The sequence below is a fragment of the Paraburkholderia sp. GAS42 genome, from assembly GCF_050436565.1.
GTDB lineage: Bacteria > Pseudomonadota > Gammaproteobacteria > Burkholderiales > Burkholderiaceae > Paraburkholderia.
This window is the reverse complement of sequence record NZ_JBNDML010000014.1, coordinates 108,983-122,430: the sequence shown is the minus strand read 5'-3', so window position 1 is coordinate 122,430 and position 13,448 is coordinate 108,983. Positions and strand designations below refer to the sequence as shown.

Genomic DNA, 13,448 nt, shown 5'->3' with positions numbered 1-13,448 from the left:
CCCGTTGGCGGCCGATAAAGAAAAAGCCTCCGGAGGCAACGCCCCGGAGGCTTCGATCATCCAGCGTCAACGCACCCGCTAACCGCGTTAAAGCCCGTTAGACCACGTTCATCGCCAGCGCACTTTCCCGATAGTGCTCGCTGGCCTTACCCGCATCGCCAAGCTGCTCGTGCAGTCTCGCGAGCGCGCGATGCGAGCGGATCTTCAGCGGTTCGTTATCAGCGAGCTTCAACGCCTGTTCGAGGAACGACTGCGCCTTGCCCCACAGTTGTTGATGCAGACACAGACGCCCGAGCGCAAACAGCAGATCGGCATCGTCAGGGCGATCGTTCTTCCACGCTTCCGCCTTCTGGATCAGCGGCAATGCATCGCCGCCGGCTGTTTCCGGATAGCGACGCAGCAAACGCGCGTCCCAGTTCTGCGCGAGCGCTTCTTCGACAATCTTGCGCGCGTCGTTCGGACGGTTCAGGCCGATCAGCAACTCGGCCGCCAGATCGGCGAGACGCGGCGAATGCCGCTCGGTCGGCGACAACGAATGCCACAGTTCGAGTAGCGCATCGGCGTTATGACGACGGTCGCGCAACAGATTCTCCGCCGCCAGCTGACGCAGGCGCACCGCCACGGCCGGATGGATCGCCTCGCGCTTCTCCAGCGTCTTGACGAGCTTCAGCACTTCGCTCCAGTTCTTCAGTTGCTGCTGCGCGCGCAACGTGATCTGCTGCGCGTGAATACGCCGGCCACCCTGCGTCTGCATCTGCTTCAACGCTTCGAGTGCGCCGTCCGCATCGCGGCCATCGGCGCGCATATCGGCGGTGGCCATCAGGCGCGCATCCTGCCAGTCCGCCTCGTCGATCTGCGCGAGCCATTCGTCGCGACGCGCGTATTCGTGCATGCGGTGCGCCGCATTCGCCGCGATCAGACCTGCGGCACCCTTGTTGTCGGGATTCGTCAGCGCATCGCGCGCCGCTTTTTCCGCGCGCGAGAAACGCCCCGCATAGAGGTTGCCGATCGCGTCGCGCAACGCCGCCTGCGCCTTCGCCACGCGCGAGCGCGCACGATAGGCGGCGACACGCTGCGGCATGCGCCAGATATTGCGGATCGCCCGCATCAGTGCGTACAGCACGATAAACGTGACAACCAGACCGACGACAAACAGGTTCAGCGAAATATCGATGCGATACGGCGGGTAGACGAGCAACACCTGACCGGTGTCGAACCGGCCGGCTGTCGCCAGCACAACCGCGATCGCAAACAGGAAGGCCAGCCAGAGAAGTCCGCGGATAGCCATGATTAACCCCGGCTCCGGTATTGATGGACAGCCTGCAGGCTCGTGTTCAGGTTCGGCAGTTCAACCGCCGCCGAACCGGTATCGACGTCCTTCACCAGGCCGCGCACCGTTTGCACGCGCTTCGACGAGCTGTCGAAGTAGCGGCTGAGCGCGGCATCGGCGGCGTGAAGGTCGGACTTGAGTGTGGTCTGGTTGCGCGCGAGCAGCGCGAGGCGCGCCGACAGCAGGCGCAGCTTCAGGTTTTCGCGCACGAAGTAGCCTTCATCGGGCGAGACGAGCATCGCGTCGGCATTGTCGATACGGCGCACCTGCACGAGACTCGCCAGCTGCTGGCCGACGCCCGACGTGAACTGACGCCACAACACCTTCCAGCGTGGCTCGCCCGTGGCCGCCGAGACCTTCGTTGAATCAGCCGGGGCAGCGGCATGCGCGGCGGCGTGGCCAATCGGCGCTTCGCCGGAAAGCGGCAGCGAATCGACCATATCGATCGCGTTGTCGAGCTTGATGGCGAGGCCCGTGAGATCGGTGGACGGCGCCGACTTCAGCTTGTCGATGTCCTGCGCGATCGCCTTGCGCACCGTGATAACCTGGGCACTGTCCGATGCGGCGAGACGCGTGTCGGCGCTTTGCAGCGCGAACAGCGCGAGTTGCGTGTTGCCCGTGAGTTGCAGTTGCTGGCTGGCAGCGGACAGCATCTGCCCGACTTCAGCAAGCGTCCAGTCATCGCGGTTGCGCGCGAGATCGGCGTATTGCTGTTGCAGCGCCTGCTGTCCCGCCTGTGCATCGGCGAGTTTGCCTTCGAGTTGCGAGACCTGCGAATCGGACTGATGCACCGTTGCCAGCGCCTGTTCGGTCTTCACATTGAGCGCAGCGGTTTGCGCATCGTTGGCCTGCTGACGCTGCGCCAGTTGCTGCTCCATCCGGTTGACCTTGCGGTTCAGCGCAAACGCGCCGACGCCCGCCGCGCAGATCAGCACGACGATGACGAACCACAGCAAGGGCCCGCTCACGTTGCGCGGTTTCTGCTGCGCTTCATAGGGCGTGAAAGGCGGGTTCGGCGGCAACGGAGGCGTGGCAGCCGGAGGAATGGAAGCGTTTCTGGAATCGTTCGAATCTGTCATGCGTGAGTGAGCCGGGTTGGACGGTACCGGTTTAACAACGGAAGCAACGGAAGCTGCAGAGGCGAGCAATGCACGGGCGATACGCTCATCGCCCGCGCCAGACACCGTAATCCTATCAAAACCCACTCCCCGCGCGGTCTGCGCGATGCGTGGATGTGGCGTGACGAGCGACACGCGCTTCAGTTGCGCGATCTCGCCGGTGGTCAGATGTTCGCGCGCCAGCTCGTCGAGATTGCGCACGCCTTCCGAACTCGTCAGGAGCCACGCGTGCGGCTCGCCCGACAGCAACGCGTGCACCCGCGACCACGCACCGATCGACGGGTCCGGCACGATCCGCCGGTAGGCAGCCACGGTCTCGACCTGTGCGCCCGCTTCACGCAGACGGTCGGCGAGCCATTCGCGGCCGCCGTCGCCGCGCACGATCAGTACGCGCCGCCCTTCGAAGCCGCCCGTGCCGAGCGTCGCCTCGAGCGCCGTGAAGAGCGCTTCGGAATCGAAACGGCCGGTATCGTCGTCGGCGTCGACGGTCGGGCTGATCACGCGATACGCGGGCGCTTCCACACCGTGCCGCGCCAGCGCCGCCACACTTCCCGGCCCGACGACGCCAACCGGCAGCGCATGCGGCCAGATCGCATCGTAGTGCGCAAAGGCGCGGTCGACCGCGTTCGGCGACACGAACACCGCCAGCGCATAGTTTTCGAGCGAGGCCAGCGCCGCGCGCAGCGGGCCCGCATCCTCGACGTCGCCGATGTCGATCAACGGGAATTCAAGCGTCGATACGCCGGCAGCAGACAGCGCCGCCATCAACCCCGCCGATTGTCCGGCGGGCCGCGTGATCACGACGGTGAAACCGGCCTCCACCGCTGCGCCGCTGGCAACCGGGCGATCGACGCGTGCTCCGGCCGACATCACGCGCCGGTCACGTTGCCGCTCGCGTTACTCAGCGACCGGACAATATCGAGCGCGCCCTGGCTTTCAAGCGACGCCGCCACCTCACGGCCCAGTTCGATCGCGGCGCCCACCGTCGGCGCGGGTGCGGACGCATGCGCGTTCAGCACACGCCGGCCGTCAGGCGTCGCGACCATGCCGCGCAGATGCAGCGCGCCGTCATGCCAGGTCGCATACGCGGCGAGCGGCACTTCGCAACTGCCGCCCAGCATCCGCGACACCATGCGCTCGGCCTCAACCGCCGCCGCCGTATGTTCGTGATGCAGCGGCGCAAGCCACGCGGCCAGATCGGCGCGATCTTCGCGAATCTCGATGCCGAGCGCGCCCTGCCCGGCTGCGGGCAGGCTGTCGTCCGGATCGAGCGGCGCGCGGATGCGTTCAGCGAGACCCAGCCGCTTCAACCCCGCCGCAGCGAGGATGATGGCCGCGTAGTCGCCGCGATCGAGCTTGGCGAGGCGCGTATCCAGATTGCCGCGCAACGGCTGGACGACAAGCTGCGGATAGCGCGCCCGCAACATCGCTTCGCGCCGCAAACTGGATGTGCCGACCACGCTGCCCGCAGGCAACGCCGCGAGCGAGTCATACATGTTCGAGACAAACGCGTCGCGCGGATCCTCGCGCTCCATGATGGTCGACAGGGCAAAGCCAGCCGGCAGTTCCATCGGCACGTCTTTCAGCGAATGGACGGCCAGATCGGCGCGGCCATCGGCCAGCGCGTTCTCCAGTTCCTTGACGAACAGGCCCTTGCCGCCGACCTTCGAAAGCGTGCGATCGAGAATCTGATCACCACGTGTTGTCATTCCGAGGATTTTTACGTCGCAAGATGGATATAATTTGTGCAGCGCACACCGCACGTGTTCGGCCTGCCACATGGCAAGGCGGCTTTCTCGCGAAGCAATCACCAGCGTGCGGGGTAGCGCTGAATGGGTCTCGGAATTCATTGCAAGGTCAGTGGAAGACGGGGTTCAATAACAATCAATGTTAGCACGCACGCCAGTGTCGCTTTACAGGCCGGATGGCCATACTGGCGTGGCATCGACGCAGGAGACAGGCCCGTTCCGGGCGCTGCCGCTGTATCTGCCCCAAGGCTTCCCGTACGGTCGTTCGCGCGCCGTGCGGTGGCATGCGGGATGATGCGTTGCGGCGCGTCACGCGGCAATGGGCGTTTCCCTTCCTCGTGTGCCTTCCTGCGTGCCTGTCGTTTCAGCAGTTCCGTGTCGTTGCGCGCCCGCTCTTCATCGGCGCGCGGTGGCGCCTGCGCAGTTCGCGCGCATGTGTTTTGAAACCGCTCTTCATCATCAATAGACCCTGGCTTCCCTGAGGAAACCCATCGTGACGTCTTCCGGACCGGCGCGCCCTGCCCGCCGCAACACTGCATCGCCCACCGCTTCTTCGGCCGTGACCACTGCCCATGCGAAACCTGCCCAAGCAGCCAAAGCCACCCAGGCAGCCGCTAAAGGCGTGAAATCCAGCAAAGCCGTCAAATCCGTTGCGCCTGAGAAGGCCGCGAAAGCACTGAAATCAGTCAAGGCCCGCCTGGCGCTCGACGGCGCCCTGGCCACAGCGATCACGAAGCCGGTTGAAAAGTCGGCCAACGGCTCCGCGAAAGACCGGGCGAAAGCCGCAAAGTCCGCCACAAGGTCCGCCACGACAGACGCCACGCCTGCAGCCGCTACACAGCCTGCAACAACGACGCCCGCGAAATCCGGCGGCCGCACGCGCGAAGACAAGGATCAACCGCTCTTCCAGGACATCCGCTATCTGGGACGCCTGCTCGGTGACGTCGTGCGTGAGCAGGAAGGCGACGCGGTATTCGACGTCGTCGAAACGATCCGCCAGACAGCTGTGCGCTTTCGTCGCGAAGACGACAGCGTCGCCGCGCAGACGCTCGAAAAGAAGCTGCGCACGCTGAGCCCGGAACAGACGGTGAGCGTCGTGCGTGCGTTCAGCTACTTCTCGCACCTCGCGAACATCGCCGAAGACCGTCACCGCAATCGCCGTCACCGTATCCACGCGCTGGCCAATGCGGCGCCGCGTCCGGGCACGATGGCCTACGCGCTCGAACGCCTGATGGAAGCCGAAGCTGCGCCGACACCGGTGTTGCAGCAGTTCTTCAACGATGCGCTGATCGTCCCGGTGCTGACCGCCCACCCGACCGAAGTGCAGCGCAAGAGCATTCTCGACGCGGAACACGACATCGCGCATCTGCTCGCCGAGCGCGACCAGCAGTTGACCGAGCGCGAACGCGCGCACAACGAAACGATGCTGCGCGCCCGTGTGACGTCGCTGTGGCAGACGCGGATGCTGCGCGACTCGCGTCTGACCGTCGCCGATGAAATCGAAAACGCGCTGTCGTACTACCGCGCGACCTTCCTCGAGGAAATCCCCGCGCTCTACGCCGACATCGAAGCCGCGCTCGCCGAACACGGTCTGCCGGCGCGCCTGCCGCCGTTCTTCCAGATGGGCAGCTGGATTGGCGGCGACCGCGACGGCAATCCGAACGTGACGGCAGAAACGCTCGAGCACGCGATCACCCGCCAGGCCGCGGTGATCCTCGAGCACTACATGGAGCAGGTGCACAAGCTCGGCGCGGAACTGTCCGTGTCGAACCTGCTCGCCGGTTCGAGCGACGCGCTGAAAGCACTGACCGACGCCTCGCCCGACCAGTCGCCGCATCGCACCGACGAGCCTTATCGCCGCGCGCTGATCGGCATCTACACGCGGCTTGCGGCGAGCGCGCGCGTGCGTCTGGGCGAAGGCAGCGTGCCCGTGCGCAGCGCGGGCCGCGGCGTGGCGCCGGTGCGTGCGAAACCGTACGGCGACGCCGCCGAATTCACGCGCGACCTGCATGTGCTGATGGATTCGCTCACCGAGCATCATGGCGCATCGCTGACAACGCCGCGCCTGTCGCCGCTCGCGCGCGCGTCCGAAGTGTTCGGTTTCCATCTGGCGAGCATCGATCTGCGGCAGAGCTCCGACGTGCACGAAGCGGTGATCGCGGAGCTGCTCAAGCGCGCGGGCGTCGAAGCGGATTACGCGGCGCTGTCCGAAGCGGACAAGCTCACCGTGCTGCTCGCCGAACTCGCGCAGCCGCGCGCATTGCGTCTGCCGTACGCCGACTATTCCGATCTCGTGAAGAGCGAGCTCGGCGTGCTCGAAGAGGCCCGCGTGACGCGCGAAAAATTCGGTGCGCGCGCGGTGCGCAACTACATCATTTCGCACACGGAGACCGTCAGCGATCTCGTCGAAGTGATGTTGCTGCAGAAGGAAACCGGCCTGCTGCACGGGCGTCTGGGCGACGCGAACGATCCGGCGAAAGCGGGCCTGATGGTGATTCCGCTCTTCGAGACGATTCCCGACCTGCGCAATGCGCCGCACATCATGCGCGACCTGATCGCGCTACCGGGCGTCGACGCGCTGATCGAACATCAGGGCGGCGAGCAGGAAGTCATGCTCGGCTACTCGGACAGCAACAAGGACGGCGGCTTCCTGACGTCGAACTGGGAGCTGTATCGCGCGGAACTGGCGCTCGTATCGCTCTTCAACGAACGCGGCGTGACGCTGCGGCTCTTCCACGGCCGCGGCGGCACAGTCGGACGCGGCGGTGGCCCGACGTATCAGGCCATCCTCTCGCAACCTCCGGGCACGGTCGACGGCCAGATCCGTCTCACCGAACAGGGTGAAGTGATCGCGAGCAAATTCGGCAACCCGGACATCGGCCGACGCAATCTGGAAACGGTCGTCGCCGCGACGCTCGAAGCATCGCTGCTGCCGCACGGCAACGCGCCCGACCAGTTGCCCGCTTTCGAAGAAACGATGCAGCAGCTTTCGGATGCGGCGATGGCGTCGTATCGCGCGCTGGTCTACGAAACGGCGGGCTTCAAGGAGTATTTCTTCGAGTCGACGCCGATTTCGGAAATCGCCGAGCTGAACATCGGCAGCCGTCCGGCATCGCGCAAGCTGCAGGACCCGAAGCAACGCAAGATCGAAGATCTGCGTGCGATTCCGTGGGGTTTCTCGTGGGGCCAATGCCGTCTGCTGCTGACGGGCTGGTATGGCTTCGGCAGCGCGGTGTCGGCGCATCTGGACAGCGCGCCGACCGATGCCGAACGCGCACGCCGTCTTTCGCTGCTGAAGAAGATGCACAAGACGTGGCCGTTCTTCTCGAACCTGCTGTCGAACATGGACATGGTGCTGGCGAAGACCGACCTCGCGGTCGCATCGCGCTACGCACAGCTCGTGACCGACAAGAAGCTGCGCAAGCACGTGTTCGAGCGCATCGTCGCGGAATGGGAACGCACGTCGAAGGTGCTGTCGGAAATCACCGGCAAGAGCGAGCGGCTCGCCGATAACCCGCTGCTCGCGCGTTCGATCAAGAACCGCTTCCCGTATCTCGATCCGCTGAATCACCTGCAGGTGGAACTGCTCAAGCGCCACCGCGCGGGTGACCGGAATGCGCGTCTGCGGCGCGGGATTCATCTGACGATCAACGGTATTGCCGCGGGGCTGCGCAATACGGGCTGACCGGCCTGACTTCTGGTGTGGCTTGGTCTGGTTTGATGCGCTTTGGTTCGACGGGCACGCAATCTGGTTTATCGGATCGCGTGCCCTTTTTGTTTCTGGCGCCTTCGGGTTGCGAATCGCCCTTCTCTCCGCCGGTTAGCGAGCCTCGATCATCAACGCATCGAGTTCGAAAGAACCGTCGTCCTGCACATTGAAATACTGACGCACCTCGTCCGGCGCACTGGACCAGACCGACTGGATCGCAATGACGCGCTGCTGCGGCGTGCGCATTCGCTTGACCCACGCATCGAATTCGATCGGCAGGCGCCAGCGCTCGCGAATCGACGCCCTGAATCCCGCTGCTTCGAACAGCGCGACCCATTCGTCGCTGCGATAGTCGCGGATATGCGAACCGTCGCGCAGCAGTTCAATCGCCTGAATATGCGTGTCGAGCAACGGATGGTCACTGCCGGCGATATCGATGAACAGCACCTGGCCGCCTGGCTTCAGCACGCGACGCACTTCCTTAAGCGCCTGCGGCACGTCGTGCCAGTGGTGCGCGCTCATGCGGCTGATGACCCAGTCGAACGACGCGTCGGCGAACGGCAGTGTTTCCGCCGCGCCCTGCTGCGTGCGGATCGTGTCGAGCCCGCGTTGACGCGCGGCGGCGGCGACGGTTTCGAGCATCTGCGGCGCGATGTCATACGCGACGACCGACTTCGCGTGCGGCGCCACCGCAAAACTCGCGTGACCCGCGCCGCAGCCCATGTCGAGCACGGTCGCGCCAGGCGTCGCCTGAATGGCAGCGGCCAGCGTCTGCAGATCGGCGCCCGTCGCGTGCACGTGACTCGTCAGATAAGCGGCGGCGGTGGAGCCGAATGCGTCGGCGACCTGATCGTGATGCTTCATGGGATGCTCCTCTTCGGGGTTGAGGCGGTTTGGATCGTATTGTTCGCGGGAAAACGTCAGGAAGCGGCGCGCCGATGCGGTTTTTGCCGTTCCTGCCGCTACAATAGAGCCCGCTCTGTACTGGTACAAGTCAAGCAATTATTCCAGTATTAATACCACCCGCCTCCCTCACACACGATGACCCGGCCGTCTTCATCCGAACTGTCTCCGCCACCGCTCGACGCCACGCCTGCCCGCGCACTGGGCGATTTCATCCGTGCGCACCGCGAGCGGCTGTCGCCGCAGGCGGTCGGCCTGCCGCCCGGCCCGCGCCGTCGCACGCCCGGTTTGCGGCGCGAGGAAGTGGCGCAGTTGTGTGGCGTCAGCCCGACCTGGTACACGTGGATCGAACAGGGCCGGCCGGTGTCGGCTTCGGCCGATGCGCTCGCGCGCATCGCCGTCGCGCTGCAACTGTCCCGCGCCGAACGGGCGTATCTGTTCGAGCTCGCCGCACAGCGCGATCCCGCCGAGCCGGACCCGGCCGCCGCCGACGCGCCCGCGCGGCTGCTCGAAACCGTCCAGCTGATCGACGCGCCGGCCTATGTGCTCGACCGCCAGTGGAATGCGCTCGCGTGGAATGCGCGGGCGGCGGACCTGTTCGTCGGCTGGCTCGATGGTGAACATGACCGCAACCTGCTGCGCTTCACGTTCACGGAGCCTGGTGCGCGCGAACTGATCGCCGACTGGGAACCGCGCGCGAGGCGGCTCGCCGCCGAGTTTCGGGCAGATTCGATCCGCCATCTGAACGAAGCGCCAACCCGTACGCTGATCGATTCGCTGAGCGCCGCGAGCGACGCGTTCGCGCGCTTCTGGGCGTCGCAGGATGTCGGCGGACGCGAAGGTGGACGGCGCGAGTTCAACCATCCGCGCCACGGCCGCGTCGTCTACGACCAGATGACGTTCAAGCCCGCGCATCGCGAGGACCTGAAGCTGGTTGTACTGGTGCGCATGTAACGCGCGCCGGCGGCGAAGCTCACCGCCGGCGCGAGCGCGCTGGCCGTGCCGCCGCCGGATGCTAAAATCGCTGTCTCGTTTGAGTCTTTTCTTACCGGCGACGTATGCTCAGGTCGCCCGCCTTTCACCGTCTCTCCACTGCCAAACATCATGACGTCCCAACTGCACAAAAAAGGCGAAGCCTGGTCGGCACGGTTCTCGGAGCCGATGTCGGAACTCGTCAAACGCTATACGTCGTCGGTTTTCTTCGACAAGCGTCTGGCGCTGGTCGATATCGAAGGCTCGCTCGCGCACGCTTCGATGCTGGCGGCGCAGAAGATCATCGCCGCCGACGACCTCGCTGCGATCCAGCGCGGCATGGCGCAGATCAAGGGTGAAATCGAGCGCGGCGAATTCGAGTGGCAACTCGACCTGGAAGACGTCCACCTGAACATCGAAGCGCGCCTGACGGCGCTGATCGGCGATGCGGGCAAGCGTCTGCATACGGGCCGCTCGCGTAACGATCAGGTCGCGACCGATATCCGTCTGTGGCTGCGTGGCGAGATCGATCGTATCGGCGGGTTGCTGAAGGATCTGCGCGGTGCGCTGATCGATCTCGCCGAGCAGAATGCCGCGACGATCATGCCTGGCTTTACGCATTTGCAGGTTGCACAGCCGGTGACGTTTGGTCATCACCTGCTCGCCTACGTCGAAATGTTTACGCGCGATACCGAGCGGATGCGCGATTGCCGTACGCGCGTGAACCGTCTGCCGCTGGGCGCGGCTGCGCTGGCTGGGACGAGCTATCCGATCGATCGTCATGCAGTCGCAAAGACGCTTGGGTTCGATGGCATCTGCGCGAATTCTCTCGATGCAGTTTCTGATCGTGATTTCGCGATTGAATTTACTGCGGCTTCGGCGCTGGTGATGACGCACGTGTCGCGGTTTTCTGAAGAGCTCGTTCTGTGGATGAGCCCGCGCGTCGGGTTTATCGATCTTGCCGACCGGTTCTGCACCGGGTCGTCGATCATGCCGCAGAAGAAGAATCCCGATGTGCCTGAGCTTGCCCGTGGCAAGACCGGGCGCGTGAATGGGCATTTGATGGCGCTGCTGACGCTGATGAAAGGTCAACCGCTCGCGTACAACAAGGACAATCAGGAAGATAAGGAGCCGCTGTTCGATACTGTCGATACGGTGGCCGATACGTTGCGGATTTTTGCCGAGATGGTCGCCGGGATTTCTGTGAAGCCTGCGGCTATGCGGGATGCTGCGCTTCAAGGGTTTTCTACTGCGACTGATCTGGCGGATTATCTGGTTAAACGCGGGCTGCCTTTCCGTGATGCGCATGAGGCTGTTGCGCTTGCTGTTCGCGTTTGCGTCGATCGTGGGTGTGATCTGGCCGATCTTTCGCTCGATGAGATGCGGGCTGAATTGTCTAATGTCGCTCACCTTATCGGTGAAGATGTTTTTGAGTACCTCACGCTTGAAGGGTCTGTCGGTAGTCGGAATCATCCCGGCGGCACCGCGCCGGAGCAGGTTGTTCTGGCTGTTAAGGCTGCGCGGGCTGGTTTGGGTTAAGACTTTTGCGTTTGCCGCGCGGGCTTGTTTTTGATTGAGGCGGGTCCTTTTTGGAGTCCGCCTTTTTTCTTTGGCCTTTCCTCTTTGGCCTTTCCTTGTGTTGGTGTCGGTCTATTTGCGTCGCCCCTGTGCGGGGCGGCACCTACTTTTCTTTGTCTTCCAAAGAAAAGTAGGCAAAAGAAAGGCGCTTCGAGAACTCAGAGCTTCCAGGTTGCGTCGGTAACCGCGAATGGCAACCCATGAAGTGTCGCCATCGCACTTCACGCAATATGGGTCCGCGCGCGAGACCGTCCCTCGCACAGCAACCTTTGTTGACACAGCACTCATCCATCCGACTCCGCACTTCGTGCGTCGCCGACCAGTAAGCCGCTTCGTGCGGCCATTCGCCGCCTTTGAACCCGTCGGCACATGTTTTCGCGATAATGCAGGATCGTCGCCACCGAGTCGTTGCCATCAGCCATGATCGTTCGCCCACGCCTCCACTGGTTTCGCATGCTCCTCGCGTGGAAAGGATCCGTGCTGCCAGAACTGCTGCCGCGGCTCTTTCTCATCTTCTGCATCTCCGTCGTCGCCGTCGCGTCCCACGACCGTGTCCTCAAAGTCACCGTCGATCTCAGCCCCACGCCGTTTTCACTCGTCGGAATCGCGCTCGCCGTGTTCCTCGGGTTCCGTAACAACGCCAGCTACGATCGATACTGGGAAGCGCGCAAGCTGTGGGGGCAACTGCTCAACGAATCACGCTCGCTGACCCGGCAGGCACTCACGCTGCCCCGCGATGCGGTCAGCGTCGACGAGACCCGGCTTTTCGTCCGCATTCTCGGTGCGTTTCCACATGCGCTGCGCCACCAGTTGAGACAGACCGATCCACGGAATGACCTCGCCACGCGTCTGCCTTCGCCGCTCCTCGAACGCGTGTTGGCGGCACGCTATCGTCCCGCGACGATCATGCTCTGGCTCGGAGAGTGGGTGCAATTGCGTACGCGCGAAGGCACGCTCGATGCATGGGCGGCCCTCGCCTTCGATCGCAATCTGAATGGTCTTTCGGATGTGGTCGGCGGCTGCGAGCGCATCGCCTCCACGCCGCTGCCGTTCGCGTACTCGGTCATGATTCACCGTACGGTCTATTTCTTCTGCGCGGCGCTGCCGTTCGGACTCGTGGATAGCATCGGCAACTTCACGCCAGTCTTCTCGGTGTTCGTCGCGTACACCTTCATGGCGCTCGAAGCCATCGCGTCGCAAATCGAAGAACCATTCGGCACCGAAGACAACGACCTCGCGCTCGATGCCATGTCCGCGTTCATCGAAGATGCCACGCGCGATCTGCTCGGCGAGCCAGCGCTCGCCACGAGCGCGCCGCAGCCGGATCCTTTCACGTTCAGTTGACCCGGTGGCGTGCTGCTTGGGGACGTGGAGCGCGGAGGCGGGCAGGCCGTCTTCCGCCTCAAACCCCACGCCTCAGTCGTTACCCACCGTCTCCGACAGCCGCTTCAACGTCGCCACCCGCGCGCCGATCATATCGATGCGCCCGCGTTCGTCGATCAGCGGCGTCGTCGCGTCACGGAAGCCGAGCCACGCGCGTTGCGCGCGCACGAGCGTCGGACGGATACGTGACGGCATCTCTGTGTGCAAACGCTGGTAGTAACGGTTCAGGTCACGGTTCGCATGCGCGCATTGCGCATCCTGTGAGCACGCACGCAGGCGCATCGCCGGTTTGTTGCCGCTGGCACCGTCCGCGTTCGCAGCGGCGCTGCGCAAGCCCAGCGCGCGGTCACGTACCGGCTGCAATTGCATGTCCGCCTCGAACATCACGTACATCGTACCGTGCGTCGTCGCGAACACCGCCGCCAGCATCGGCGCCTCCGCATCGCGCCACGCCTTCCAGCTTCGCTGGCTGCGCTCCCAGCCCTTGCGCGCCGCCACAGGCGTCTTCGCCAGCAGCTGCTGGAACGCGAGGTCAGACGCGGATTGCCACGCCGCCCGCGCCGTCTCCATACATTGCACCTGCCCCGCCGTCGACGACATGTCGCTACGTGCCAGACACGTCCGCATCGAAGCATCGATCGGATCGGCCGCTGCGACTTCAGCGCGCGCCGCGCCAGACAGCATCGCGAACACGGCCCCAGCGACGC

Annotated in this window: 10 protein-coding genes; 4 read left to right on the top strand and 6 right to left on the bottom strand. The window is 64.3% G+C overall.

Annotated elements, in window-relative coordinates; translation table 11 throughout:
* Positions 1-97 precede the first annotated feature (97 nt).
* The 4 genes from P3T16_RS21070 to P3T16_RS21055 all read right to left on the bottom strand — a co-directional run bounded on the left by P3T16_RS21070 (position 98) and on the right by P3T16_RS21055 (position 4,799).
* Positions 98-1,288 carry a heme biosynthesis protein HemY gene (locus tag P3T16_RS21070; RefSeq protein ID WP_429343709.1) on the bottom strand — a complete coding sequence of 397 codons (1,191 nt, stop codon included), beginning with the start codon at positions 1,286-1,288 and terminating at the stop codon, positions 98-100.
* A gap of 2 nt (positions 1,289-1,290) precedes the next feature.
* Entirely contained in the window at positions 1,291-3,318 is a 2,028-nt protein-coding gene (gene hemDX, locus P3T16_RS21065; RefSeq protein ID WP_429343708.1) for a fused uroporphyrinogen-III synthase HemD/membrane protein HemX, read from the bottom strand.
* Positions 3,318-4,298: a hydroxymethylbilane synthase gene (hemC, locus tag P3T16_RS21060; RefSeq protein WP_429343707.1), complete on the bottom strand. Its 981-nt coding sequence runs from the start codon at positions 4,296-4,298 to the stop codon at positions 3,318-3,320. Before hemC ends, hemDX begins: the two co-directional genes overlap by 1 nt.
* Before the next feature lie 357 nt (positions 4,299-4,655).
* Positions 4,656-4,799, bottom strand: a complete 144-nt coding sequence (locus tag P3T16_RS21055; RefSeq protein WP_429343706.1) for a hypothetical protein — start codon at positions 4,797-4,799, stop codon at positions 4,656-4,658.
* Between the two features lie 124 nt (positions 4,800-4,923).
* Here P3T16_RS21055 and ppc point away from each other — a divergent pair, with 124 nt between their 5' ends.
* On the top strand, positions 4,924-7,881 hold the full coding sequence (ppc, locus tag P3T16_RS21050) for a phosphoenolpyruvate carboxylase (protein ID WP_429343767.1): 2,958 nt from the start codon (positions 4,924-4,926) through the stop codon (positions 7,879-7,881).
* Between the two features lie 135 nt (positions 7,882-8,016).
* Here the strand turns inward: ppc and P3T16_RS21045 are convergent, their stop codons facing one another.
* Positions 8,017-8,769, bottom strand: coding sequence for a class I SAM-dependent methyltransferase (locus P3T16_RS21045; protein WP_429343705.1), 753 nt, complete (start codon positions 8,767-8,769; stop codon positions 8,017-8,019).
* Positions 8,770-8,946: 177 nt separating this feature from the next.
* On the opposite strand from P3T16_RS21045, the gene P3T16_RS21040 reads away from it, so the two are divergent.
* The 3 genes from P3T16_RS21040 (at position 8,947) to P3T16_RS21030 (ending at position 12,702) form a co-directional block, all read left to right on the top strand.
* Positions 8,947-9,762, top strand: coding sequence for a helix-turn-helix transcriptional regulator (locus tag P3T16_RS21040; RefSeq protein ID WP_429343704.1), 816 nt, complete (start codon positions 8,947-8,949; stop codon positions 9,760-9,762).
* A gap of 150 nt (positions 9,763-9,912) precedes the next feature.
* Positions 9,913-11,319, top strand: a complete 1,407-nt coding sequence (gene argH / locus P3T16_RS21035) for an argininosuccinate lyase (RefSeq protein ID WP_429343703.1) — start codon at positions 9,913-9,915, stop codon at positions 11,317-11,319.
* 459 nt (positions 11,320-11,778) lie between these two features.
* Positions 11,779-12,702: a bestrophin family protein gene (locus tag P3T16_RS21030; RefSeq protein WP_429343702.1), complete on the top strand. Its 924-nt coding sequence runs from the start codon at positions 11,779-11,781 to the stop codon at positions 12,700-12,702.
* A 72-nt stretch (positions 12,703-12,774) separates the two neighbouring features.
* On the opposite strand, the gene P3T16_RS21025 is transcribed toward P3T16_RS21030, so the two are convergent.
* A complete protein-coding gene (locus tag P3T16_RS21025; protein WP_429258028.1) occupies positions 12,775-13,425 on the bottom strand; it encodes a lysozyme inhibitor LprI family protein in 651 nt (216 codons plus the stop codon).
* Positions 13,426-13,448: the final 23 nt, after the last annotated feature.